This window comes from Hyphococcus luteus (assembly GCF_002943565.1).
GTDB classification, from domain to species: Bacteria; Pseudomonadota; Alphaproteobacteria; order Caulobacterales; family Parvularculaceae; genus Hyphococcus; species Hyphococcus luteus.
In genome coordinates, this window is sequence record NZ_PJCH01000015.1 from 454,182 (window position 1) to 478,572 (window position 24,391).

General features: G+C 55.5%; 21 protein-coding genes and 1 pseudogene. 9 read left to right on the plus strand and 13 right to left on the minus strand.

Annotated elements, in window-relative coordinates; translation table 11 throughout:
• Window positions 1–10: 10 nt before the first annotated feature.
• The 7 genes from CW354_RS18255 to CW354_RS18285 form a co-directional block, all read right to left on the minus strand.
• The gene (locus CW354_RS18255) at window positions 11–1,480 is read right to left on the minus strand and encodes a 2-hydroxymuconic semialdehyde dehydrogenase (protein ID WP_104831819.1); all 1,470 of its coding nucleotides are present in this window, start codon (window positions 1,478–1,480) and stop codon (window positions 11–13) included.
• The gene (locus CW354_RS18260) at window positions 1,473–1,934 is read right to left on the minus strand and encodes a GlcG/HbpS family heme-binding protein (protein ID WP_207764905.1); all 462 of its coding nucleotides are present in this window, start codon (window positions 1,932–1,934) and stop codon (window positions 1,473–1,475) included. Before CW354_RS18260 ends, CW354_RS18255 begins: the two co-directional genes overlap by 8 nt.
• 69 nt (window positions 1,935–2,003) lie before the next feature.
• Complete coding sequence (locus CW354_RS18265) at window positions 2,004–3,671, minus strand: class I adenylate-forming enzyme family protein (protein ID WP_133162372.1); 1,668 nt, start codon at window positions 3,669–3,671, stop codon at window positions 2,004–2,006.
• A 36-nt stretch (window positions 3,672–3,707) separates the two neighbouring features.
• Complete coding sequence (locus tag CW354_RS18270) at window positions 3,708–4,100, minus strand: Zn-ribbon domain-containing OB-fold protein (protein ID WP_104831505.1); 393 nt, start codon at window positions 4,098–4,100, stop codon at window positions 3,708–3,710.
• Window positions 4,101–4,103: 3 nt separating this feature from the next.
• A complete protein-coding gene (locus CW354_RS18275; RefSeq protein ID WP_133162373.1) occupies window positions 4,104–5,288 on the minus strand; it encodes a thiolase family protein in 1,185 nt (394 codons plus the stop codon).
• A 26-nt stretch (window positions 5,289–5,314) separates the two neighbouring features.
• Window positions 5,315–5,803: an aromatic-ring-hydroxylating dioxygenase subunit beta gene (locus CW354_RS18280; protein WP_243396487.1), complete on the minus strand. Its 489-nt coding sequence runs from the start codon at window positions 5,801–5,803 to the stop codon at window positions 5,315–5,317.
• Between the two features lie 52 nt (window positions 5,804–5,855).
• Complete coding sequence (locus tag CW354_RS18285; RefSeq protein ID WP_207764906.1) at window positions 5,856–7,151, minus strand: aromatic ring-hydroxylating oxygenase subunit alpha; 1,296 nt, start codon at window positions 7,149–7,151, stop codon at window positions 5,856–5,858.
• Between the two features lie 178 nt (window positions 7,152–7,329).
• On the opposite strand from CW354_RS18285, the gene CW354_RS18290 reads away from it, so the two are divergent.
• Window positions 7,330–8,961, plus strand: a complete 1,632-nt coding sequence (locus tag CW354_RS18290) for an AMP-binding protein (protein ID WP_104831508.1) — start codon at window positions 7,330–7,332, stop codon at window positions 8,959–8,961.
• Between the two features lie 12 nt (window positions 8,962–8,973).
• Here the strand turns inward: CW354_RS18290 and CW354_RS18295 are convergent, their stop codons facing one another.
• From CW354_RS18295 to CW354_RS18310, 4 genes are all read right to left on the minus strand, one after another.
• The gene (locus tag CW354_RS18295; RefSeq protein ID WP_207764907.1) at window positions 8,974–9,285 is read right to left on the minus strand and encodes a 2Fe-2S iron-sulfur cluster-binding protein; all 312 of its coding nucleotides are present in this window, start codon (window positions 9,283–9,285) and stop codon (window positions 8,974–8,976) included.
• Window positions 9,286–9,371: 86 nt separating this feature from the next.
• Window positions 9,372–9,731, minus strand: coding sequence for a bifunctional 3-phenylpropionate/cinnamic acid dioxygenase ferredoxin subunit (locus CW354_RS18300; RefSeq protein WP_104831510.1), 360 nt, complete (start codon window positions 9,729–9,731; stop codon window positions 9,372–9,374).
• Between the two features lie 85 nt (window positions 9,732–9,816).
• Window positions 9,817–10,734, minus strand: a complete 918-nt coding sequence (locus CW354_RS18305; protein WP_104831511.1) for a catechol 2,3-dioxygenase — start codon at window positions 10,732–10,734, stop codon at window positions 9,817–9,819.
• 120 nt (window positions 10,735–10,854) lie between these two features.
• Window positions 10,855–13,203: a TonB-dependent receptor gene (locus CW354_RS18310; RefSeq protein WP_165793812.1), complete on the minus strand. Its 2,349-nt coding sequence runs from the start codon at window positions 13,201–13,203 to the stop codon at window positions 10,855–10,857.
• Window positions 13,204–13,608: 405 nt separating this feature from the next.
• Here CW354_RS18310 and CW354_RS18315 point away from each other — a divergent pair, with 405 nt between their 5' ends.
• Window positions 13,609–14,229 carry a TetR/AcrR family transcriptional regulator gene (locus tag CW354_RS18315; RefSeq protein ID WP_104831513.1) on the plus strand — a complete coding sequence of 207 codons (621 nt, stop codon included), beginning with the start codon at window positions 13,609–13,611 and terminating at the stop codon, window positions 14,227–14,229.
• A 481-nt stretch (window positions 14,230–14,710) separates the two neighbouring features.
• Here CW354_RS18315 and CW354_RS23195 read toward each other — a convergent pair whose 3' ends face one another.
• Complete coding sequence (locus CW354_RS23195; RefSeq protein WP_165793813.1) at window positions 14,711–15,718, minus strand: hypothetical protein; 1,008 nt, start codon at window positions 15,716–15,718, stop codon at window positions 14,711–14,713.
• 303 nt (window positions 15,719–16,021) lie between these two features.
• On the opposite strand from CW354_RS23195, the gene CW354_RS18325 reads away from it, so the two are divergent.
• The 3 genes from CW354_RS18325 (at window position 16,022) to CW354_RS18335 (ending at window position 18,400) form a co-directional block, all read left to right on the plus strand.
• The gene (locus tag CW354_RS18325) at window positions 16,022–16,354 is read left to right on the plus strand and encodes a PadR family transcriptional regulator (RefSeq protein ID WP_104831515.1); all 333 of its coding nucleotides are present in this window, start codon (window positions 16,022–16,024) and stop codon (window positions 16,352–16,354) included.
• Window positions 16,355–16,360: 6 nt separating this feature from the next.
• Window positions 16,361–16,843 (plus strand): HAAS signaling domain-containing protein, encoded by a 483-nt coding sequence (locus CW354_RS18330; protein ID WP_104831516.1) that lies wholly within the window; start codon window positions 16,361–16,363, stop codon window positions 16,841–16,843.
• Between the two features lie 105 nt (window positions 16,844–16,948).
• Complete coding sequence (locus CW354_RS18335) at window positions 16,949–18,400, plus strand: hypothetical protein (RefSeq protein ID WP_133162376.1); 1,452 nt, start codon at window positions 16,949–16,951, stop codon at window positions 18,398–18,400.
• A 499-nt stretch (window positions 18,401–18,899) separates the two neighbouring features.
• Here the strand turns inward: CW354_RS18335 and CW354_RS18340 are convergent, their stop codons facing one another.
• Window positions 18,900–20,177, minus strand: coding sequence for a vanadium-dependent haloperoxidase (locus CW354_RS18340; protein ID WP_104831518.1), 1,278 nt, complete (start codon window positions 20,175–20,177; stop codon window positions 18,900–18,902).
• Window positions 20,178–20,265: 88 nt separating this feature from the next.
• On the opposite strand from CW354_RS18340, the gene CW354_RS18345 reads away from it, so the two are divergent.
• The 4 genes and pseudogenes from CW354_RS18345 (at window position 20,266) to CW354_RS18355 (ending at window position 24,338) form a co-directional block, all read left to right on the plus strand.
• Window positions 20,266–21,012 (plus strand): winged helix-turn-helix transcriptional regulator, encoded by a 747-nt coding sequence (locus CW354_RS18345; protein ID WP_104831519.1) that lies wholly within the window; start codon window positions 20,266–20,268, stop codon window positions 21,010–21,012.
• 381 nt (window positions 21,013–21,393) lie between these two features.
• A pseudogene (locus CW354_RS18350) lies at window positions 21,394–21,669 on the plus strand (type II toxin-antitoxin system RelE/ParE family toxin); the annotation flags it as partial.
• Between the two features lie 4 nt (window positions 21,670–21,673).
• On the plus strand, window positions 21,674–21,835 hold the full coding sequence (locus CW354_RS23540; protein ID WP_165793814.1) for a hypothetical protein: 162 nt from the start codon (window positions 21,674–21,676) through the stop codon (window positions 21,833–21,835).
• A gap of 256 nt (window positions 21,836–22,091) precedes the next feature.
• The gene (locus tag CW354_RS18355; RefSeq protein WP_165793815.1) at window positions 22,092–24,338 is read left to right on the plus strand and encodes a TonB-dependent siderophore receptor; all 2,247 of its coding nucleotides are present in this window, start codon (window positions 22,092–22,094) and stop codon (window positions 24,336–24,338) included.
• Window positions 24,339–24,391 lie beyond the last annotated feature (53 nt).

The following is a 24,391-nucleotide window of genomic DNA, read 5'->3' on the forward strand; positions in this document are numbered from 1 at the left end:
ACCCGCCCGTTCACAATTTCACGCAGATATTTTCAAGCTCAGTGTAGAATTCAAGCGAATGCACGCCGCCCTCGCGACCAACCCCGGAGGCCTTGGCGCCGCCGAATGCTGTCCGCAAATCCCGCAGGAACCAGCTGTTCACCCAGCAAACGCCCACCTCTAGCCGGCGCGCAACACGATGCGCTCTCGAGAGATTATCGGTCCAGACCGACGCCGCAAGGCCATAATATGTGTTATTCGTCCGCGCGATAACTTCCTCTTCATCATCGAATGGCGCCAACGCACAACACGGTCCGAATATTTCCTCTCGCATCACACGAGACTCGTCAGTCAGGCCCGTCCAGATCGTCGGCTCGACAAAAAAACCGTTTTTCGTCGCACCGCCGAGCGCAAGGCGACCGCCGCCGGTCAGCACTTGCGCCCCTTCCTGTTTCGCCAATTTGTAGTAAGATAACACTTTGTCCAGATGCTCGGCGCTGATCAGCGGTCCGAGGCTCACCCCCTCTTCAAAAGGACCGCCGATTTTCAGGGCTTCCGCACCCGCCTTAAGGCGCGCAGCGAACTCGTCGAAAACAGGTCGTTCGACATAAACACGCTCCGTACCAAGACAAACCTGACCGCAATTGGCGAAGACCGAGCGCATGGTCCCTTCGATCGCCTTGTCGAGATTAGCATCCGCAAACACAATCGCCGAGTTCTTGCCGCCAAGCTCCAGCGATACCGGACGCACGCCTGTTCCCGCAGCTTTCATAATCGCCTCGCCGGTGCGCGTCTCTCCGGTGAAGGTAATGCCGTCGACGCCGGGATGAGACGTCAGGAATTCGCCCGCCGATCCCGGTCCGTAGCCGTGAACGACATTATAGACGCCCTTTGGCACGCCCACCTTGTTCATCACCTCGCCGAGCAGCGTCGCCGTCGCGGGCGTTTCCTCCGACGGTTTGACAACAACCGTATTGCCGCAAGCCAGCGCCGGCCCGACCTTCCACGTCATCAGCAAAAGCGGAAAATTCCACGGACAAATGACTGCAATCACGCCACGCGGCTTGCGTACGGAATAATTGATCGCGCCCGCGCCGTCGGGCGTCGCTGTCTCAAACGCTTCCCCCGAAATCGTCCGGATCGTGTCAGCGAACATTTTGAAATTCGCCGCGCCGCGCGGAATATCGATATGCGAAGCAAGTGACTTCGGCTTACCGGTGTCGATGATTTCCGCTTCCAGAAAGTCGTCAAACCGCGCGTTAATTTCATCCGCAACCGAAATGACCAGATCCGTACGGTCCGCAATGCTCAACGCGCCCCATGCGCCGTTTAACGCAGACCGCGCCGCCGACACCGCGGCGTTCACTTCCGCTTCGCCGCCCTCATGCGCCGCGGCGTAAATTTCGCCGGTCGCCGGAGCCACAACCGGAAACGTCTTCCCGGACGCGCTTGGCCGATAGGCCCCGTCTATAAAATGCAAAAATTCCTGACGCTCAGTCATCAGCCAGGCCTCGTTCATTTCCGAATGCCTGCGATTCGCCGGCCAGAAGCGCTTCGATCGCCGCAATGCCGGCTCTTGCGCATTCAATATCCTGATCTTCAGAACCGCCCGAAACCCCGATCGCGCCGATCACTTCATCCGCAAACATGATCGGAACGCCGCCCCCGAAAAGCGCCGCGCCCGGCAGCGACCGCAAGCCCTCAAGAACGGCCGCATTGTCCTTTACCATCCCGTAGAGCGCGCCCGTTTCCATCCGGAATCCCGCCGCCGTCTCCGCTTTGTTCACCGCTATTTCCGTCGACCGGACGAAAGCGCTCCCGGAACGAAGAAACGCCGTCAGGCGCGCCGATCCGTCAACCACCGCCGCCGCAAGCGGCGCGCCAATCCGCAACCCATGTGACACAGCCGCCTCGACGCAGACATGCGCAGCGCGAAAATCAATATCGCGGCGCATTTTCATGATCCCGTTACGCGCTGTCATAACAACCAACCAGAGATTCCATGCTGAATAACATTCGTTCGATCACCCGGCGCCTTCACTGCAGTCCCAAGGCAGACCGCCCTGATCGCTCATGACAAAAGCCTGGACTTCTTTTTTGCGCACCTTGAAGTTCGTAGTCCGGGGAAAATCATCTTCCACAAAAACAAAATGCTTCGGAGTTGACGGACGGTTGAGCTTGTCGCGACAAAATTCGATCAAGTCGCCGCCAGTAAGATTTTCATGACCCTCATTTTTGCGGACGACAGCGACCACCGCTTCTCCCCATTCTGGATGAGGAACGCCGACCACACAGATGTCTGCGAGGCCCGGATGCTTGACAAGGATAGCCTCAACGGCGGCGGGATAGATATTGACCCCGCCTGAAACAATCATGAATTTTTGGCGGTCAAGGAGGTAAACATATCCATCCTCATCGAGACGGCCGACATCATTGGTGCGCAACCATCCGTCGCGCAGGACCTCTTCGGTCTGTTCTGGAAGGTTCAAATAATGCGCCATAATCGTCGGTCCGCGCAGCCAGATTTCGCCGGGCTCGCCAGTCTCGACGGGCTCGCCGTCTTCGGCACGGATTGAAATCTCAAAATGCGAAGCGACCCGGCCGACTGATGTCAATAGTTCGGGTTTATCGGTCAATGCGCGGCGGTGATCCTCCGGCGATAAAAACGTCACGCCGCCCCATGTTGTCTCTGTTAGTGCATAAACATTGATCATATCTTTGGCGAATGTTTCGTGCACCCTTTTGATTAGCGCGGGCGCCGCCGGCGAAGATCCGTAAATGATGAGGCGCACCGAAGAGAGATCAAATGGCGTTTTCCGGTTGTCCTCAAGCGCCCAGTGCAACATCGTGGGCGCGAGCAGAAACGCTGTCACGTTCTGGTCTTTGACGATATCGAAGAAAGTCGAACGATCGTAATCGCCATCTGCAATGATGTGAGTCATGCCGTTGCCGAGACCAAGAAACGCGAGAACGACAGCGACCCAGGCGTTTCCTGTCGGCAGGAAAAACCGGTCGTCGCGCACGAAACCGAACTCCGCCAACGCATGAAGAATAGTCGACGTAACCGCCCCGTGCGTTAATACCGCCCCTTTCGGAGAACCCGTCGTACCCGACGTATAACTGTACATTAGCGAGTCGTGGCCCGACAGGGATGGCAACTCAGGAGCGGCGTCGGCCTCACCGAGAACAGCTTCAAGATCTACATCGAAATCGTGTTCGCCGCCGAACCCGACAGTCAGGATATTCAGAGATTTCAAGTCATCCCGAACATTTTTCAATATTTCGCCGCATGACGCATGCACGAAGAGACATTTCATACCGGAATCGACCAAGACGTGCCGCAGTTCCGCGTCAGCAAATCGACGATTTACGCCAACGCGTATGGCGCCAACCTTCATACAAGCAAAGAAATGCACGTACACTTCAATACATTCCGGCGCCACAATCCCGACGGCGTCGCCGACCGAAATCCCCTTCGCCAAGAGAGCGGCACCGAGCCGATCGGAATTCGCATGCATTTCACCCCAGCTCGCAGACCGATGGCCACAGACATAAGCGACTTTATTTGGATTGTTTAACCCAGTGCGCCTCACGAGATCGCGCGGCAGAATTTCCAGATCGCTACGATACGCACGCATGTTCTCCGCAAATCGGCTTCCGTCTGACGGATTGCTTACCCCATGTTGTTTCACCAGTTCCTCCCGAGTCTATTGCGACCCTTTTTATTTTCATGCCATCGAGAACCGAACGATGCCATCGTCCGCCCCGGAGAACACGACCGCATCACCAACTTTTTGCGGCGGCCCGCCTTCTCCATCGAAAACCACCGCCAACCGGGGACCTTCTTCAAGCTCCACAAGAAGCACCGTGTAGGGAGCCGGCAATTTCGAATTGAACGGCGCGTGAAAAACAGAATAGGAATGGATTCGCCCGCGCCCGGATACCGGACGCAATTCAACCGGCTTGCCGCATAACGGACAAATGCGCGCGGCGTAATCTGTCGCGCCGCATCCAGCAGCGCAGGACAAACAGCACAATTCGCCGGTTTTCGCCCGCCGCAGAATTTCGCTTACGACAGGGTTGACGTCTTTGGTTGGTTCATCGTCAAGTCGGCTTCCCATTGATTAAATATCCCTATGCGGACTGACAGCCATGGCGGAATGATACTCCATTCGCCCGCCGAATCCCGTCACGAGACCAAGATTTGTTGAGGGCGCTTGGCGCTCGCCGCCCTGCCCGCGGATCTGCACAATCGCCTCATGGACCGGCGTCATGCCCTGAAGGTAATAGGATGACAGATGGCCGCCGCCTGTGTTTGCCGGCAATTTGCCTCCCGGCCGTGTTGCGCCGTCTGCAATGAAGTCCGCGCCCTCGCCAGGTTTGCAGAAGCCATATCCTTCAAGCGCAAGAATCGTCGTGATGCTGAAAGGATTATAAAATTCGCAAAAATCGAAAGCCCTTGGGGTGGCTCCAAGCCCATCGAACAGATTGCGACCGGCAATCTCGGCTCCAGTCTGAATTTCCGGTTCATCGCCGGCGAAATTTCGTGCGCCGGAATGCCCCTGCCCAAAGCCATGCAGGTAAACAGGCGGATTTGGCCCGTCTGTAGCTCTGTCTGCGCTTGAAACAATTACAGCGACAGCGCCATTTACCGGATATGCGCAATCGAACAAACGTAAGGGCTCCACTATCCAGCGCGAGGCGAAGTATTCATCCTTATCGAGCGGCTTGCGTAGAAACGCCTTGGGATTGAGCGCCGCCCATTCCCGATCCGCCGCCGCCGCCTCGAAAAGCGCGTTGCTGTCGGCTCCATACAGATAAAAGTAACGCTGCACTGACAGCGCAAAGCCCCCTGTGGCGCCGATCAACCCATGGCGCTCGTCCCAGCCGTCAAGCCCAATCAAATTCATGGAGATCGAATAGGCGTCCCCCGCTCCGGTCGCTCCCACTGGCGCGTCAGCGAAGACGCAGAGAACTTTTTCTACCATTCCAGCGCCAATCGCCAGCGCGGCATACTGGATCATCTGTATGGCGGAACTGCCTTCGGCCTCAATGGACGCCAACAGCGAAAGGTCGCCAAGACCGATATCCCGTTTAAGGTGCAGCGGCAGCACACTACTGGGTTCGATCGGGCTCCTGTTCAGCAACAAGCCGTCAATCTCAGCGACTTTGAGACCAGCATCCGAGACTGCACCGAGACAAGCGTCAACCGCATGCGCGCGCGCCGTCTTGTCGGACTTCCGCGAAAACGTACTTTCACCGAGCCCAATAACAGCCGCTGTCGCAGAACGTTTCCTGGCCACATTCATGCCTAATCATTGAACCTTTCGGACGCTCATATTATAAAAGACAATCCGCGGACGGAACCTTCTGAATTCAGTAAAAAGATATGCTTGCTGAACATCTTCAGTTCGCCATCTTTCCGTCTGAGCTTGTGCTCCACGCGCGCAGGCCAGACTTCGAGTTCTTTTGTCGCCTGCCGACGGAACTCATAGAGAACGACATTTGACCTGACGACATACTCGTCAGCTCCCGTTTTTTCTATCTCGATATTTGAAATCGAGCGACGCATGCGCGACGGGGGCAATTGCGCATGACGCACGCCAGTGTTCAATTGACGGATGCGCGTAGCCAGGCGCGTGCGATTGTCGTTTAATATAGAAACCTGATCAGAATCCGGCTCCTGAGACTCCTGCAGGGGAACCCAATAGTGCATATCGTCATCGACAAGCGCCTCCCATTCCGAATAGCGCGACTCATCGGCCAGCCGCGCCTCCTTGAATAGAAATGCTTCAACTTCAAGTCGATCTTCAACGGAAATCATATCCACGCCACGTTTCTTGCAATTTCAAATCCGATTTCTGAGTATTTTTTAGCTATGCGACAGCGCTTACGCCGGATGTCGGCGCGCCCGGATGCATAACGCTTCGATAGTGACGCCAGAAACCTCGGTTTGGAGTCTCGTCGGTAAGATGGCTGGAAATCACGCCGTCATCAGCCACAACTTCCCGCTCAGCGCCGCGACTGAGGTCAAGCCAGCGCCCCTTGCCTTGAAGAGCGTTTTGAGCGCGCTCGGCAATAACGCAGTCATCGGCGAGCAGAAATGCGGTCGGCCCGAGAGCGCCTTCGGATTGGCGCAAAATTCGTTTGTTGACGTCATCTTCAACTCCTTCGAGATACATCGGAGTATGAACATGAAGACAAACCCCCGGCGCAACCGGCTCGAAACGTACGATGTTCATTTCGCCAAGAAACAGATTTGGAAAAATGACCGCATGAGGCGGCCCATCCCTCAAAATGCGGCCGCCTTTTTCTTCGCCATACGCGGCCAGCAACGCCTTTGTGTAAGCCGGGTGGCGATCTTCCGCGCAACCGAACCATTCCAACGGTCTCGTATAGGACGGCGAGAAAAACAACTCCGTGTGACCGTTGCCCCAGTCTTTCGCCAGCGACTTCAGGCCCTCCTCGTCGTCAAGCACCGCTTCGTCATAATTGGAACGAATCGCCTGCGCAAATGAGGGGTGGACAAAGTTGACATGATAACCATCAGTGTCGTTCTCGGGCAGCATTTTCCAGTTGCAGTTCAACTGGTGTCGGACCCACCCTCCTGAGAGTCGAATTCGTCCAACAGGCGACATTTCAACGGCCCGGTCAATAAGTTCCGTTGCGCGCCCCAGATGATTGAGGAGGGGCGGCGCATTCTCATTGAATGACGCGAAAACAAAGCCTTGGTAACTATCAACAAGCGGAAGCCGCTCCAGCCCATGACAGGAGAAATCCCCTTTGAATCCTCCAGGATACGGGACATCGACAAGAGCGCCTTTGGTGTCATACGCCCAGCCGTGATACTGGCATACGAGCGCTTTCGTGTTACCTTTGTCTTCCTGGCAGATAATGTTGCCGCGATGCGCGCAACGATTCACGATGACGGAAATTTCGCCATCACGCGACCGGATGGCGAACACCGGCTCCCGGCCGACATTACGTCTGACAAAATCCCCGGCGTTCGGAATTTCAGAATCGTGACAGATAAATACCCAACCCATCCGAAAAATCTTGTTCAATTCGTCTTCAAAGACTTTCTCATCCGTATAGAGCGATGAGTGAACCCGTGCGTCGGTTATCAATTTGTCATACCGCGGGAATTTTGAAGTATCTGTTTGATTCATCATGCTTTTCGCTTCCTGATTCAGGGTCGGAAAACTGGTTGGTTCGATCCGAGGGTGTTAAATTTTTAACTGAGCGCTTGATTAGTTTAAAATAGATGACAGACTATTGTCAATAAGTTTTTGTTGGTTGAACCATCTTTCAACAGGACGCTTGAGAAACTTAACGCAGGAAATCCGGAAAATGATCGATCGAGACAAAGCGGCCAAATTTCCGGCCGCCGCCAATTTCGCCGCCCTAACCCCGATCAGCTTTCTGACCCGAACGGCGGCAGTCTACGCCGACCTGCCGGCCGTAGTTTACGGCGCCCAACAGCGCACATGGGCCGAGACCTCCGCCCGGTGCTTGCAACTGGCGAGCGCGTTGCGCGGCGCCGGATTGAACCGTAAGGAAACAGTCTCAATCATCGCCGACAATATCCCCGCGTCAATTGAAGCATGTTTCGGCATTCCAATGGCGGGCGGAGTCATTAACGCTATTAACACCCGCCTCGACGCCGAAGCCATAGCATTCATTCTCAATCACGCCGAAACAAAAATATTCCTTGTCGACAGACGCTACCGCACTCTTGCCGCTGAAGCGATAGACCGGGCCGGGCGTGAAATGCTCGTCATTGACATTGGTGATCCAACATTTGGCGAGCCGCCGTCCTACGCCAGTCAGACCTATGAGGACTTTCTGAAATCAGGCTCCGATGAAACGCTTACACCGTTTGAACTGGATGAACGCGATCCGATTGCGCTCAACTACACTTCGGGCACGACCGGCGATCCAAAGGGTGTGGTGTTGCATCATCGCGGCGCATATTTGAATTCGATCGGCAACGCCCTGTCATGGCAGATGCCGCATTTTCCGGTTTACTTGTGGTCCTTGCCCCTTTTTCACTGCAATGGCTGGTGTTTCCCTTGGACAATCGCGCTGCAGGGCGGCGTCAATGTGTGCGTGCGCGGCGTGGAAGCGGAGATGCTTCTTCGCTTGGTCAAGGAGCATCAGGTTACGCATTTGTGCGGCGCCCCTATCGTTGTCCGAATGCTTGTCGATGCAGCAGCTGCGACTGAGGAATCGAGCGAGAAGCTCAGCGTCGCCGTGATGACCGCGGGCGCGGCGCCGCCTGCAGCTTTACTTAAAAAGGCGCAGGAAATCGGATTCGACATCACCCACACCTATGGCCTTACGGAGGTTTATGGCCCCTGCGCCGTTAGCGCCTGGCGACCGGAATGGAATAATCTGCCGATTGACCAGCAAGCGGAAATGAAGGCCCGTCAAGGAGTCGGCTATCCGGTGGTCGAAGAAATGGTTGTGATGAATCCGGAAACCATGCAGCCGGCGCCGCGGGACGGAGAAACGCTCGGCGAAGTGATGTTCCGCGGAAACCTGGTCATGTCGGAGTACTTCAAAAATCCTGAAGCCACCAACAAGGCGCTGGCAGGCGGGTATTTTCACAGCGGCGATCTGGCGGTCTGCCATCCCGACGGCTATCTCGAAATTCGGGACCGGTCCAAAGATATTATCATTTCCGGCGGGGAGAATATTTCAAGCATCGAAGTAGAAGGCGTACTGTACAAACATCCCGCTGTTTCTGCCGCCGCTGTCGTCGCTGCGCCCCATGAAAAATGGGGCGAAACCCCATACGCATTTATCGAAACCGGGCCGGGTAAAGAGGCGACTGAAGAGGAAATCATTGCCTTCTGCCGGGAACGGCTCGCCCATTTCAAATGCCCCACCCGCGTGAGTTTTCAGGAGTTGCCAAAAACATCGACGGGCAAAATTCAAAAGTTTGAGTTGCGCGCCCTCGCCCAAAGCGACGCGGTCTGAGCGCGAAAATATCTAAAGTCGCTCGCGATAGAATTTTCGCATGCGCCCGACAACCGCAATCTCCAGATCCCCTTCGGCAATAGTCTTGCACGCCAAGGCAAAACCGTCCTCTATTTCTTTGGGCGAGATCACGTCGCGATTCATCTTTCCAACACGATAGCAGCCAGATAAAATTCTTATCTTGCATACACCGCAGCCGCCGCCATGACACCCCGACGGGATTTTCTTCAACCCATGTCGCCCCATCGCCGCGAGAACGGTCTCATCCGGTTCGCAAGTCGAAATACATCCCGCTTCCGGAATAGATATTCGAAAGGCGCCCACGTCAGGTCACGAGCTTGCGCCCGAACCCACAGGCCAGCAGCTCCGGACTTCGTTGCCTCGCATCAAAGCAACATTCTGAATATATACTAACGTTGGGCGGCAAAGTTTTCATCGTCCGGTTGCGTTATTCGGCCTGAAGACACGTCGACGAGCACATCTCCATCTTCAATTTTAACATCATAAATTTTGACCGGTTTTGTCGCGGGTAGCTTGTCCGGCCAACCGGTCCGCAAGTCGAACGCCGATCCGTGCAAGACGCATTCGAGATGGCAGTTTTCCAGAAACCCCTCCGACAAACTCCAATTGCCGTGCGAACACTTGTCTCCGATCGCAAAAAATTCTCCGTCAGAGTGACAGACTGCGATCCCCTCCTCCTCACCGTCGGGCACGAAACGGATGACTTCACCGTCGGAAAGCTCAGTGCTATTGCAAACTCTCACATACATAGAAATGCCTACTTCATCCTGAGTTCAGGTTCGGAGCCATAATGCGGCCACAGCGGACGGCCGCCACATAACGGATAATTCTGCTCTACGTGTAAACGCCGACAAAACTCTCGACGACTTCCTGTTCATAGTAAAAAAGACCCTTGCCAAATTTATCCGTCGTCCAAACACGCGTTGGATTGTCGGGATAGAAATGATAGCCGCCCGAAAATGTTTCATTCCGATTGCCGGAAGGATCAAAGAAGTAGATAGTTTGCCCCCGCGTAATACCGTGCCGGGTCGGCCCGATATCTATCTTGATATTGCGCCGCGCCATCAAGTCGGCCGCGTGGCCGATGTCGGCCCAGGACTCCAACAGGAATGACGCATGATGGAGCTTTCCCTTAACCGGCGCTTTGAGGAATGCAACGTCATGGGCCTTGTTTGAGCATGATAGAAATATAGCGATATTCTCGCCGGCCGGATCAACAACGCGTTCAGTAACGCTAAAGCCGAGACATTCGATCAGAATTTCTGCGGCGGCCTCGATTTCGTCACCAAGCAGAGCGCAATGATCAAACCTGATAATACGCATGCCTTTGGGCTCGTCGCGCCATAGTTCCGGATTGTCTGTCATAGGCCCATTGTCGGAGAGCGCCATGGTGGCGTAAAAATCAAACAGATGACCTGTCGGCATATGCACACGCAGCCGTTCGCCAACGCCCGGCTGCTCTTCAGGCTCGACCGTCTCATGCGCGACGCCTCGCTCATCGAGGTTTCGTCTGAGCTCCTCTACGGCTTCCTGTGACGCCATCTTAAAACCCATCACGTCAACCCCGACATTGTCCGCCTCACGAAGCACAACGCTGTGACGATCGAATTCATCATAAGCCTTGAAATAAACCCGCCCGTCATCCCGGGAAACGAAATCGAGGCCCATGTGGTCACGGTAGTGAACAATCGCTTCGTCAATATCGAGCACGCGAAGCTGTATAAAGCCGGGCCTTAAGACTGGTGAAAGCATTTCGTACCCTCCATTGTTCGACACGCGCTCTCCAACGTCGGCTCACTCACTCGACGAACTCCTGCGCCATGATGAGGCGGCGCATCTGAATGTGCGCCGCCTGTACAACTGGGCCTTGGCCTAGTAGCTGAACTGCAACGTCAATCCGTAGGTGCGCGGCGGTGCAAAGGTGCCAAATGCAATCCGGTTGCCTCGCTGCGTGAAGACGTGAGTGCGGTAGACCTCATCGGTGAAGTTCCTGACCCAGGCCTGAACCATCCACTTGTCATTGTCCGAATTCCAAGCGAGCCACGCATCGCCAACCGTGTGCTCGGGAATGACGTCAAGCGGATTATTGTCCACATTCGTGAACGACACGCTCTGATATTTGACGTTGACATTCGCTGTCAGGCTGCCGTGGCCGTCTGCAAATTCATGAATATATTGAACATGACCACCGCCGGAATGTTTTGGCGCCTGACGCAGCGTGTTGCCCGTAAAGTCGCCGCTTCCCGAAATATCGGGCGTGCCGAAAAAGTTCTCAAACGTGGCGTCAAGATAGGAGTAGAAACCTCCGACCTCAATATTATCGGTTAACAACGCTGTGAATTCGCCTTCGAAACCCATAATTTCGGCGTCGGCGGCGTTCTCGGTGATAAACTCGCCCGCACCGGATGTCGGCGGCTGGAAGAAGCGTGTAACCTGAAGATCCCTGTAATCAACGTAAAAGCCGGAAAGGTTGACGCGAAGCCGGCTGTCAAGGAAGTCTCCCTTCATCCCGATTTCGTAGTTCGTCGCCTCCTCCGGCATAAACGGTGTTGTCGCGCCAGCAGCCGTTGTTGCTGCTCCCGTGAAGCCGCCGCTTTTGAAGCCAGTGGCGACCGTGCCGTAGATTAGCACATCATCAACGACTTCGTAATCGATCGCGGCTTTCCATGAGAAATTATCCCAACTGTCTTCGCCGGCGGTAGGCGGGAATGCGGAAAGAACCAGGAGCAAACTGGGCGAGGTAGGCATTTCATTAAAAGCGACAATCTCTTTTTCTTCATAGGAAAAACGCCCGCCCGCTGTCAGGCTCAGACGGTCCGTCAGGTCATAGGTCGCCTGGGCGAACGCGGCGACCGCGCTACCTTCGAACAGCATTGTCGCCGCCGCATAGTTCGGATCAAGTGATGCATCTGCAAGGGCCGTAAAGAAAATTCCTTCTGTTCTGTCGATTTCTTCTATGCTTCCGAACGCGCCGACAACCCATTTTAGCGGGCCGCTCGAGTTAGAAGATAGACGAATCTCTCCTGTGAATTGTTGTGAATCCTCCCAGACAATATCGCTGTTGTCGAAAGTGAACCCGATGCTCGGATCGCCCAACAGCAGATCGTTCGGATTGCCATTGGATCCAGTCAAATCTACCACCGGCGACGGCGGCAACCCCGTGTCGTCGTGGGAGAAATAATATTCGGACTCCCGATACGCACCCATTGCGGTCAGCGTCGCAAATGTGAAATCCTTATTGATTTCAACCATAGCGCCGAAAACATTGCGTTCGCCGCCATTATCCTCTTCGCCGAGATAGGTGCGCACCGAGTCTGCACCACCAAGCGCAATATCAACGGCAATGGGGTCCGACGCGCATCCGCAATCATGAAGCGGGCCAGCTGAGCCGACCGGTTGGCGATTAATATTGCCAAGCTCTTCGTCGGCGCCGTCAAGGGACACGAGAACACTCAAATCATCGGCGGCTTCCCATAGCGCCTGTGCACGCCAGGCAAAAAGGTTGTTACCGCCAATTTCATCGCCCTGGCCCGGGCCGATCCAGCGGTCATAACCTTCGAATGCTCGGCGGCTGAACGAAAGCTTTGTAAACAAATTGCCGGTCAACGGCACATTAACCATGGCCGCAGTATCGAACTGGTCATATTTTCCGACTGTTTGACGTACGCGCACGCGGAATTCATCGTCGGGTTTGCGGGTAATATAGTTGATGACGCCCCCGATCGAGTTCTTGCCGAACAGCGTGCCTTGAGGCCCGCGCAATACCTCAACGCGCTCAAGATCAAATATATCGACGTTTGAGGCCGACCGAGCGGCAACATAGACGCCGTCAACCATAACCAACGTTGAATCGGACGCCCCGGCGCCGTCCTCTTTTGTTCCAATACCACGAATGGAGATTTCCGGCTGACCTGGCTGGAAAGTATTGAAAGCAAGACCGGGCGTCACTTGGGCAAGGTCTGTCAGCGTGGTCAGCTGCCCCTGCTCCAGTGATTCGCCAGAAAATGCGGAAATGGAGATCGGAACGGACTGGGCCGTTTCTTCCCGCTTTTGCGCGGTGACGACGATGGTGTCGAGAGACCGGCGTTCGCCCGCCACCTCAGGCGCCGCAGCCTCTGTATCTTGCGCGAACGCGCCCACAGGAGCGAGAATCGCCTGCGACCCTGCCGCAAGCAGCAGACCACGCAACACTTTGAAAGATTTATGATTTTCAGAATTCATTTTACCCTCCCGGCTCGCGTTTGTGTACATCACAAATTGTTCGCGCAATTAAGCAAGCGCTTGATTGATATTTATCAAGCGCTTGCTTAATTGGATTGCGACGTTTTGTCAACAACGATTCGCATGGTTTACAGCGTGAAGGCTCACTCACTGTTCTGCGCAAACAGGAAAACTTGTCGTAAATAGCGCATCACTCGTCGACAAACGGCGCTGAAATGGCCTGAAATTCGGTCGCAAAGCACGCAGCGCCTACCGAGATGAGGGCCACCGAATGAAAGCGCATAGGGCCGAGAAGCAAAGGCGAATGGACGCCTTCGAATTCGTCAAAAAATTCGGCGCGGGGAAAAAATCAGTATAAACCACTTAGTTCTTAAGATAAGTCTTTGAACTTTAAAGGATAACGAGATGGCCCGCCCCAAGAACACGGAAAACGCCGTAGCGCGCCGAGACGAACTGATCAACGCGTCGGCAAAATTGTTCAACAAGCTGGGATTTCAGCGTACAACCGTCCGAAATATCGCCGAGGAAATCGGGATAACATCGGGCAGCATTTTCTATCATTTTGACAACAAGGAACAGCTCCTTGAGGCGGTAATCGAACACGGAATGACCAGCGGTCTATCCATCGTTGAAACGCAACTGTCGGAATTGACTGGGCCGCTCTCGCGTTTCCATGGTTTAGTCCTGTCACATTTACTTGCACTTAACGGACCTCCGGGAAACGCGCATAATGTTTCTTTTCGTGAATGGGGTTCCTTGTCTCAAAAAGCGCGAAACCGTTTGCGCGCAGTCAATGAGCAATATCGAAATGTATGGATAGGCGAATTGACAAATCTGAAAAAACACCAGCGCCTCAAAAGCGATCCAGAATTTTGTAGACGCGCCCTGATCGCCGCCCTCAACTGGTCGCCCGTCTGGCATAAACAAACTTCAAAACAACACTTAGAAAAGGCTTCAGATCAGTTTTGCGCGGTCGCGTTGAATATGAATGTCGCCGACTTCGTTGATCAACGAATGAAGGAGTAAAGACTAAAGCACACTCGGAAATCGCGATAAACACTGACGAAGCGCCGGGCTTAACGGCAATGCAACCGGTGAATTTCTTTAAGATTCGTCGGTCCCTACATTGTCATCTGACATGGAAAGCGCACCACACCTAATACGGACGGTCGCCTTTTATCGTGAACCTGTTTCTGACCCGCCCCTGAGTGCGCAGCCGGGTTCTATGTAACAGATAAAGATGCTCCGACGGAAGGCCGATCCGGCTGGAGCTTCCAAATCGCGGAGGACGGATGGTTTCTGGGGCTGGCGGTTTATAGCGCACTGACGAGGCCGACAGATTGTGTTGCATTGCCGTCACCAGCGTTCAATGACGATTTTGACCCCATTAAGCTATTGAACAGTTCAAGATAAAGGCATTAGGCAACATTCCAACAACTTTTCAGTCCTAAGTCGCTTGCGTTTCATTCTCTCCCCCTTCATATGACGAATTAAGCCAGATTCTTCCTCAAGGGTCGGGCCGATTTTTCAAATTCCGGTCATCGGCGATAAATTTACCGGTGCTGTAGATCCCAAATGGTCGCGGCAAGTGTTTTCGATCAAATTGCGGCATGACGATTCCACCATTTACATTCGCTTCATCATAGTCCGACTGCCCGCCCTTCGCTTGCTGCGGCGGCAAGAATTTAACGGGCTGAGGCGCGCCGTCGTCGCCGCGCCGCAGGTGCCCGGTTGCTATATCGTCGAACTCAAAGACCACCGTGCCGCGATGGCCTGTGCGCGCGTTGCCTAACTGCTCCGGCGCAACCAAGAGAAAGATGCGGTCGTTTTCAACGGCGAGGCTTGAGCCTGTGAACCAGTCGCCCGCATAGGGCGCGGCGTCCTCCGGCGTCAGAAGCTTCGCCACATAACTCCAGTTCTCGCCGGCGCGGTCACTCGCCAAGAGAATGGTGTCGGCGAGCACCTTACCGCCGTGAAGCACCGGATTGCGGATCGCCTGCAGTGATAAATAGAGCCGACCTTTGTAAAAAAGCGTTCCCGGTTCAGTCAAGATGATATAGTCGGCCAGGTCGCGATTGATTTCGCCGAGCTTGAACTGCGTTCGAAAAGGCGAAACCGGGAAAGGTCCCGCGCCGAAAAGCGCCACTTCATCCGACCACGGCCCTTCCGGGTATGGAGCATGGGAGTAAGCGATCCAACCGATTTCTAACTTGCGATCATGGGGCCCGCGATATGGTTGTCGCGAAAGATAACGGTGCCAGAATAGCTTCCACTCTCTGCCAGCGTCGCCCGGCGTGTGAACGAGGCTCGCCGTTTCATGCCACCAGCGCCCGGAGACGGCCTCGCCATTTGCCAGTGTTGACGCGGCAGGCGACGCTCTGTTCACCTTTGCAACCCGGCGCCACGTGCGACCGTTGTCGTCAGAGCGGGCGATTCGCGTTTCTACGCGGCTGTCTTTACCGGCCTTAACGGCGGAATAAGCCATCCAGCCCACGCCGTCGGGACCGTATTCCATAGACGGGTCATAGATCCCGTTGGGAGCATCTTCGCCTTCGATGAAAATTTCTGACCAGCGCGCCTCGTCCGTCGGCGGGCGCTCACCTATGGCGCGGGCATGGAGTGGGAATAACCCTGCAAGCAGAACGAGTGCGATCGTTCGACAATTCATCTTAGCTCCGTTCTGTTTGCTCGTTACGGGGTTTGCCGCCCTTGTGCAATCGCATCGCTATTGGTTATTACCTTGACATCCAAAGTATTATTACATTGGACTACAATGTAAGTCAATGTTAGGAAAGTGCAAAATGAAGGTAATGCACTTATGGACGACGCTTGGCCGCAACAAATGCGCAAAGGATTTGCTGAGCTTTGCATTTTGATCGTGCTCAAGCGATCGGAAAATTACGGCTATGCCATCCTCGCCGAGCTCAGCGCTTTTGATGCGCTTTCCTTCTCGGAATCGACACTCTACCCGGTGTTGTCAAAAATGGCCGGCGAAGGCCTACTGGCGGTTCGAGAAGGCCCATCCCTGCGCGGCCGCGCGCGGCGATATTACAGCCTCACCGCAAAAGGGCGTGCGCGGCTGAAAAACCTGACTGTCTACTGGAAGGCGCTTCGCGCCGGGCTCGACGACCTCCTTGCAGGAAAAGGATAGATTGTTATGTCGGAACATAAGATATTGGGGTCGTACCTCGCGCAAGTTGCAGACGCATTACGCGAAGCAGGCGCTGCCCCTGCAGAAATCGCCGACATCCAAGCGGGCTTGCGAGAGCATGTTCATGAAGCCATATCGCAAGACGGTGCAGACATTAACGCCATCGTCGCAAGCCTTGATCCGCCGACGGCATTCGTTGAGCGGTTCGGCGAGACGGCGGTCGGCGCAAAGAAGTCTGATCGTGAGCATCTGTTCGGTGGCGCAGGATTTTTCGGTGGACTGATCGTTTTCGTGACTGCGTTCCTGATATTGCCAAATATTGATCCGGCGTTGATGGAACGCATGTCGGCGCCGCTGATCCTGACTGCCATTATCTTCTCCGCTTCGCTGGGCTTTGCGGGGCGTAACACGAAGTTTGGCAAGGCCTCACTCGCACTAGCGGCGGGGATGACCGGTCTTTTCGCGTTCCTCATAACCCGTGGCGGCTGACGGCGCGCGCGCTCTGGCGAAGGTCTACGCCAGACGGCTTGACATACCTTGGGTTCCGATGTAATAATGCTCTGGAATTTACCGTATCGGTGACTGAGTTCAGGTATGCGCATGTCATTTTTGGCAGCTTCTCCGCTCAAAGCTGCGAGCTGCTCTGCAGTACTGGCTTTAGCAACGGTGTGCGCATGCGACGGTGATGCGCCGGTTGCTATGGAAGCCGAAGCCCCTCCGCAGCCGCAAGCCAGCTGCCGCATTGTTGCGCAAGATGTTGAGATCCGCTGCCCCTATCATGCCATCGACGGCGACCGGCACACAATTACGTATACGGATCTTACCGATGGCGCGGTCAGGATGGCCGACATCCTGGCTACCAACAATCAATCTGAAATCCTGAATGACCCGCTTCAGCCGCTGGGTTGGGCGACACAGGTGACTGTAGTATCGCCCGGTCTCAACCGCGCCCTGACGGCGAAGCAGCGCGTCAACTGCGCCTCGCAAATCGACTGCCTAACAAGCATGTGGTACGTATACCATGATGAACGCAACGCCGGACCGGACGACGACGAATGGGTGCATATCAATCTTTCAAGCCTTGGTCTGGCCTCGCCTTATGAGGCGCATGGCTGGAGCACATGGCTCAATAACGACCTTGCGTTATTTAATGCGCTCGCGGCGCCGAACGGAACCGGCTGGATCACAGAGCAAGAGGAAAACACGCCGCAAATTTATGCGTTGCGCATTTCCGGATCACCCCGCGTTGAGCTTTTTGCGCCCGACAGGCTCGAAAATCAGAACTGTCTGACCGGGCGCGTCAACGCGCAGCCGCCGCGACAAGCCGATCAGTGTTTTGACGGCCAGCGCCTGTCAATTGTCAGACGCTGTTATGACGAACCGGTCACGAGCGCGGCCTATTCGCGTCACAACACGCGCCTTGTTAATGATGCATCGAGCGGCGCATGCATTCCCGGGCCGCAACAAAACGTTCCCGTGTTGAGAACTTTTGTCGTCGAACTCAACGCGTTTTGTGAACCCAAACAGCACTTTGCCGATCTGACGCCGGTGCACGAGCCAGCCACTTCTCCCGAACATCGGGCGATGGGCGTTACGCCTGAATGGGGCGAGATGCTGTCGGCAATCAGCGATGACGGCCGGTTCCTTGCGCTTGGCGTCAATCGTGTCGATCCGGATCTCGTGATGAACGAAGAATGCGCCGGGTTTCAGCACAACCTCACCGACACGAATAACGAATTGAGTGGCAATGCAACCCGTCATACGCATGTCTGCGAGTTAAATGACCAACTAACATGCGCAGGTGCGCCAGTCGCGATCCCGACAGAATTTGCGCCCATCGAAGATCTTGCCGTACCCGGATTTCTGCCCGGCACGGGTGCGGGCGACTATTCGGTCCTTTTGAACCGGGTTTACTCCCCGATTGGCGGTGACCGGCTTTCGGATATCGTTCGCGCGGACTCCATTGCGGGAAATACGAATGTCGCGCCGCTACCGCTCGGCCCGGCAACAGGCGCAATGATTATACACCGCCCAACCGACCCATAAAGGAAGTCAATTTCCCGCCCTGTCGCATGCACTATATGGGCCTTACGCATGCTGGCGAAAATATTGTGCTAACCTCCTGCAAAATCACTCGAAATTCGGACTTAGGAGCCTGACATAAAGTTCGATATGCGTTCACGAAGGGGAGCCACTATCTCATGCTAATGATTCCAACATGTTAAGCGAGAATTTGCGCGCGACCCCAATTTGATTCTCGAACAGGTATTGGACTTTATCATGCGCTTGTCATTGGTTTTAAGAGTAGCAGGCACCGTTTAATCAGAAGTATTTACGCCACATTCGCACATCGGACTCTGCGACCTTCGAGGGCCGTTCAAGGCCGCCCACACGCCGGGGATAATTCTCAAAGGGAAATTAGCGCCAAATTTCTCGATTATTACTCGCCCAGACGACAAACATTCGCTTGGTCAACGCCGACTAATAAATTCGGCGCCGCTGCGGAATCATTTTTTCTTTACGGTCCACAGTCGGCACGCGGTTTTCAACGGCGCGTCAGCAGGGTGTCGATGACGTTCTCGCCGACGGCGCGGCCAAGCTTAGTTCCTTCCACCGAATCGTAGCGGAAGTGAATGCCAAGATAGACCCGTGACAACGCGCATTCCTCGGCGGCGCTTGAAAACTTTTTGAAACGGCGCGTCGGCGGATGCATTTCGAGAGGCTCGGAAAAAGGTCCGGCGATATCGACTGTTTTTGTCTCCATCTCGAATTTGCGAGCGTCGCCGAAAACATCCGAAAACACCGCCATCGCCGCCGCGCAAACAGCGCCGTGCGCGGAAGGATAGGAGGGGAACGCGTAAGTGTGGCGGTGCGTATTGTTCCATGTCGGCTCCGGCGCCGTATCGGGATTGCCGTCATTTTCAGCCCAGCGGATCGCTGTATAGGGCCGCCAGTGATTGTAATGAAACTTGTTCTCAAAAACGCTCACATAAGCGTCGAAAATGCCCATGTTGATCAGCGCAAACAGCCGCGCGCTTTCGGCAAGCGAAAGCTTCTCCTCAACCGCCAGTTTTCGCGCGAGGCGGTTGTGAGAATTCTCGGCAAAATCTTTCCACCACAAGGCAAGATGTGTTTGATCCGCGGTGCGCGTCATTGACTGAAAGCGGCCCACTTCCTTGACTTCATTGAACGCGCGCGCATAGGCGTCGCTGTCGATCGCCGGCGGAGGCGGCGCGCGAAACTGATCGGCGGATTTTAGGGCAAAGCCTTTGGCGTGCGCCCACGCCGCGCCAAAGACAAAGCCTTGTGGCGTGCCGCTGTGATCGGGAAACTCCGCATAGACGCCCGGCCCCATCGGATGAAGCTGATATTCGACTTCAGTGTTCCAGTTATCGCCTACGCGCTTCGCGAGGGCGGCGCGCGCCGCAGCCGCGCCGACCGCCGCGCCTGCGGATTCCGCGCGGCTGTCGTCGACCTTAGCGAGCCATCTGTCGCGCAGCGCAGCGAAGTCGGCAGCCTTGTCTGGATATTGATCCGCAGCGACGTCATAAGCAGCGTGTGCGAGCGCCGCGCCCGGATCCGCCAACGGCGCGGGGTCATGATAGGCGTAAGTATTGAATTCACCTTCGATGGCGTTGAGCGAGTCGTGGATTGCAAGATGCATGATCGCGGCAGCCCGCACGCCCTTGAGCGTCAAAAACCCATCCTCAGACTGCGCGGTTGAAAGCAGCAGTTCGTTCCACTCAACGACCGGATTGGCGGTTTCGGCTCTCGCTTTGAATGCGAAACCGGCGAGCAAAAGAAGGACCAGGATGAGGCGCATGACAAAGCTCCTAATGAAAGGCAAACGGTAGTGGCGAGGGGGCCAATGCGCTACTATTAAAACTGTAGCAATTGCGGGAGCGGCGCTGATGACGGTGAAATCTCGATCACGCGCAGGCTATGGTCAGTATTGTCCGCTGGCGCTAGCCACTGAAACGCTGGGCGGACGGTGGACTATTCTAGTGCTCAGCCGCGTCATTGAAGGTTGCGCGACCTTCAGCGACATTTATCGCGGCGTGCCGCGCATTTCGCCGTCGCTTCTTTCGTCGCGCCTTTCCGAGCTCGAACAGGCTGAACTTGTGAAACGTGAAAAGGTGAAAGGCGCAAAAAATGCGCGCTATCGGCCGACCAAGGCGGCGCTTGAACTGGAGCCATTGTTGAATGGTCTCGCCGAATGGGGACAACGCTGGGCACGCGATATGGAAGACGACGATCTCGATCCGGGATTTCTGGCCTGGAGCATGCATCTCAGGATGAACACCGATGCGATGCCGGCGGAGCGCACCGTTTTGCAGTTTGAATTTTCTGGCGTTCCCACCGAGTATCGCCGTTTCTGGCTGGTCGGTGAAGGCGGCGCCATCGACATGTGCCTGAAGCCGCCGGGGTTCGATGTCGATCTCGTTGTCAGTTCCGATATCCGTATTTTTGTCGAGGCGTGGCGAGGCATTCGCGATTTGCACGCAGAGATTCGCGCGGGGCGAATCAAGCTTGCCGGACCAGCGACGCTAAAAAAAAGATTTCCGGAATGGCTCATGCTTAGCCAGTTCGCACCAATCAAGCGCAAACGGAAAGGAGAGGAATCAAAGCGCAGACCAACAATGCGCGCGTCGGGTTAATATGAAAGCAAACGCAGACGCAATGCGCGTTCACGCTCCGCAATGACCTTGTCACTCCAATCCGGTTCATCCGCTGCTGAGACGCCATTTCGAAACGCATCCTCAAACTTGTTCGATCCAGAAATCGCTCCCGACCGCCTGCGGACGGCCAACCTCTAAAAGTCGTAGTTAGCCAGAAATTCCAGGCCAGATGGGCAGCGACGTTACCAGTGCTTCAGGAGTTAAAATGATGTAAAAGCGCAAAAAATTCAGCGTCCGGCGCCTGACACAAAGTTCGATACGCATTCACGAAGGGGAGCCACAAATTTTTCGCAACATATTCAATGGAATAGCGAGCAAAAATCGTAACCCCATTTTTTAGTTTCGAACTATCAACGCGCGCGCGTGATCGAAACCTTCGGCCCGGCGGCGGGCCGCCCGCGTGTCGATACGGTGAAAGGCTCGAAGCACGCCAATATGAAGGAGCTGCGATTTGAAGCTGATGACGGCGTGTGGCGGGCGGCGTTCGCCTTCGATCCGAAACGCGAGGCCGTCATTCTCGTGGCGGCGGACAAGTCCGGCGGAAACGAAAAGAAGTTTTACAAAAGGCTGATCAAAACCGCTGACGAAAGATTTGATCAGCATCTGGGAGCGTTGAAAGAGAACAAGGAGGGTTGATCCGATGGCCCGCTCATTGAATGAGGTGATGAAATCCCTGCCGAAAGCGCGCCGGGCGAAAATCGAGGCGCGCGCCACAGAACTCATCGCCGAGGAAGCCTCGCTTCAGGATCTGCGCAAGGCCTTTGGTGACCCAACCCCTTTGAACGCAGCCGGTTTGAGGTAGTACAAATTGGCAAAGGAGACGTTCAAAGGGGTTGGGCCACCATCGGGGTTTTGTCAATAGCGCGTTGACGATAACAACCTCTCTCAATCTGTGCGCGGTATGTTTCTGTCGTCGCGCTGTCCGGATTGACTTTGCAAATTCGAAAAGCCCGCGCGAGTCTTATTGTGAGACGTTTACAGGTCGTCTATATTGCCAACCGCATGCTGTTCTTTGCGGATAAATGGGGGGCAGAAGGGGAATACCTGAGGGGGATCAAGTGAGTAATTACGATCGACGCATCCGTTTGGCTGAATTGTCGGACGGTCATGGGGAAACACGCACGCTTCTCGCACGGCGCCGCAAATCGTTGCGCTGGTGTTGCACCATTGCACATTGCGGTCTTGTCTTATGTTGCGGCTTTTCCTCAATCGCACCTGCACTCGCGAACTCCGAGGAAAGTCAATCGACCGAGAGGGACGAGGGCGCTTCGCCCGAGACGATTATCGTTATCGGCAAACGCGAAAGCAAATCCACAGACGGCTACAAGCCCGAAACCGTCGCCACCACCGGCCCCTGGGGCGGGCGGTCGATCCAGGACGTTCCCTATTCCATCACCGTATTGCCGAGCGAATTCATCGAAAACACCGTCGCGCGCAATCTCGATTCCCTGTTCACTGCGAGCCCTCTTGTCCAGGCAGGCCAGTCCCAGGACGTCAACAACATTGCACAGGCGACGCTGCGCGGCTTCAATGTCGCCAGAGCCTATGTCAACGGCGTGCAAAACAACAATCTCGGCATGGGCGTGTTCGTCGAGGAGATCGGGCAGCTGGAACTGCTCAACGGGCTGTCCGGCTTTCTGTATGGAGCAAGCCCCGTCGGCGGCGTCATCAACTACCAGCTTAAACGGCCGACCGAATATGATTTGCGCAACATCACCCTCGGCAATTACGGCGGCGAACAGTTTTACGCCCATGCGGATTTCGGCGGCGCGCTTGGCGCCGAGGGCCGTTTTGGCTACCGGCTCAACTTGCTCTATCAGGACGGCGACACGCCAATCGACCATCAGTCGCTTCAGCGCGGCATGGTCAGCATTGCGGCGGACTGGCGGCCCACCGATGATATGGCGCTTGAGTTTTTTCTATCGACGAAAGATTACGAACTCAATGGGCGTCAGTTTCAGTTTTTCCTGAACGGCAACGTCCCGCCCGCCATCGACGGATCGAAACTTTACGCGCCGAAAGACACCTATCTCGACGTCGAGTCGAGGGACGCCGGCGCAACTTTCGCCTATGCCCCCTCCGACGACTGGGCGATCCGCGCCGCCTATGCCTTCAAGAAGGATACGCGCTCGCTGGTCTATCCCCTTGGCAGCCTCCTGCCAGGCGATACGGAATTCCAGTTCACCCTCTATGGCGGACGCAACGGGGCGAAAACCAACGGCGGATATTTCTATGTCGACCGCGCCTTCTCCACGGGACCGGTAAAACACCGGCTCACCATAGGCACCAACGGGCATTTCTTCGTCAACAGCCTCGCGATCCAGTCAAACGGCTTTCCCTCTTTCTTCTCCGATCCTTACGTCTACGCGCTTTCCGACCGCTCTGTCGTTGACTTGCCGGTCCCGGACTGGGATATCGACGACTCCTACACGATCGTGAATGCAAGAAGCCGCAATCTTAACGGGATTATTGGCGACGACATTGCGTTCGGCGAAAAATGGTCGATGCTGCTCGGGCTCAATCTCAGCAACATTCGCTCGGAAAGTTTCGACTTCGCGACCGGCGCGGCGCTGCCCGGCACGCTGTACGACGAAACGGCGCTCACCCCCACGGCCTCGCTGCTGTTCAAGCCCCATGATAATTTTACCGCCTATGCGAGCTACATGGAGTCGATCGAACAAGGCGCCATCGTCGGCCCCACATACGCCAACGCCAACCAGATCCTGGAGCCCTTGACGAGTCAGCAGTTCGAGATCGGCGCCAAGGCGAATCTCAAGGGCGTTCTTCTCACCGGCGCGCTCTTCCAGATCGAAAAGGCGAGCGAGCGTTCCGACGACGGAACGATGATGGGCCTTTATGTCCAGGACGGACTTCAAGTTCACAGGGGCCTCGAACTCAGCGCGAGCGGCAAACCTTTCAGGGAACTCAGCGTCATCGCAGGGCTGACCCTGCTGGACGCTGAAATACGCGAAAGCGCCGATCCCGCGCTCAACGGGCGGCGGCCGAACTGGGTCGCGCAGGAAATCTTCAAGGTCTATGCGGAATATTTCCCCGATATCCTGCCCGGCGTGACCTTCACAGGCGGTCTCTACTATACAGGAGAACAATATCAGGATCCGCTCAACACCCGCACGATTCCCGATTACATGCTTGTCGACGTCGGGGCGCGCTATAAAACGGAGCTGTTCGGGCAGACTGTCGTGATGCGCGTGAACGTGACCAATGTCGGCGACAAGCGTTATTGGGCCGCCACCTCGCCCGGCGCGCCGCGAACGGCGGCGTTCTCAATTACCGGCGAGTTTTGACCTCGTCCGGCATGGGGGGCGCTTCGCTCATCCCGCCGCGATCCGCGACTGTG

Excerpts from the sequence above, each read along its gene's own strand:
- CW354_RS18255 (WP_104831819.1), bottom strand. The coding sequence starts at position 1,480 with ATGACTGAGCGTCAGGAATTTTTGCATTTTATAGACGGGGCCTATCGG.
- CW354_RS18260 (WP_207764905.1), bottom strand. The coding sequence starts at position 1,934 with ATGCGCCGCGATATTGATTTTCGCGCTGCGCATGTCTGCGTCGAGGCG.
- CW354_RS18270 (WP_104831505.1), bottom strand. The coding sequence starts at position 4,100 with ATGGGAAGCCGACTTGACGATGAACCAACCAAAGACGTCAACCCTGTC.
- CW354_RS18275 (WP_133162373.1), bottom strand. The coding sequence starts at position 5,288 with ATGAATGTGGCCAGGAAACGTTCTGCGACAGCGGCTGTTATTGGGCTC.
- CW354_RS18280 (WP_243396487.1), bottom strand. The coding sequence starts at position 5,803 with ATGATTTCCGTTGAAGATCGACTTGAAGTTGAAGCATTTCTATTCAAG.
- CW354_RS18285 (WP_207764906.1), bottom strand. The coding sequence starts at position 7,151 with ATGATGAATCAAACAGATACTTCAAAATTCCCGCGGTATGACAAATTG.
- CW354_RS18290 (WP_104831508.1), top strand. The coding sequence starts at position 7,330 with ATGATCGATCGAGACAAAGCGGCCAAATTTCCGGCCGCCGCCAATTTC.
- CW354_RS18300 (WP_104831510.1), bottom strand. The coding sequence starts at position 9,731 with ATGTATGTGAGAGTTTGCAATAGCACTGAGCTTTCCGACGGTGAAGTC.
- CW354_RS18305 (WP_104831511.1), bottom strand. The coding sequence starts at position 10,734 with ATGCTTTCACCAGTCTTAAGGCCCGGCTTTATACAGCTTCGCGTGCTC.
- CW354_RS18310 (WP_165793812.1), bottom strand. The coding sequence starts at position 13,203 with ATGAATTCTGAAAATCATAAATCTTTCAAAGTGTTGCGTGGTCTGCTG.
- CW354_RS18315 (WP_104831513.1), top strand. The coding sequence starts at position 13,609 with ATGGCCCGCCCCAAGAACACGGAAAACGCCGTAGCGCGCCGAGACGAA.
- CW354_RS23195 (WP_165793813.1), bottom strand. The coding sequence starts at position 15,718 with ATGGAATACGGTCCCGACGGCGTGGGCTGGATGGCTTATTCCGCCGTT.
- CW354_RS18325 (WP_104831515.1), top strand. The coding sequence starts at position 16,022 with ATGGACGACGCTTGGCCGCAACAAATGCGCAAAGGATTTGCTGAGCTT.
- CW354_RS18330 (WP_104831516.1), top strand. The coding sequence starts at position 16,361 with ATGTCGGAACATAAGATATTGGGGTCGTACCTCGCGCAAGTTGCAGAC.
- CW354_RS18335 (WP_133162376.1), top strand. The coding sequence starts at position 16,949 with ATGCGCATGTCATTTTTGGCAGCTTCTCCGCTCAAAGCTGCGAGCTGC.
- CW354_RS18340 (WP_104831518.1), bottom strand. The coding sequence starts at position 20,177 with ATGCGCCTCATCCTGGTCCTTCTTTTGCTCGCCGGTTTCGCATTCAAA.
- CW354_RS18345 (WP_104831519.1), top strand. The coding sequence starts at position 20,266 with ATGACGGTGAAATCTCGATCACGCGCAGGCTATGGTCAGTATTGTCCG.
- CW354_RS23540 (WP_165793814.1), top strand. The coding sequence starts at position 21,674 with ATGGCCCGCTCATTGAATGAGGTGATGAAATCCCTGCCGAAAGCGCGC.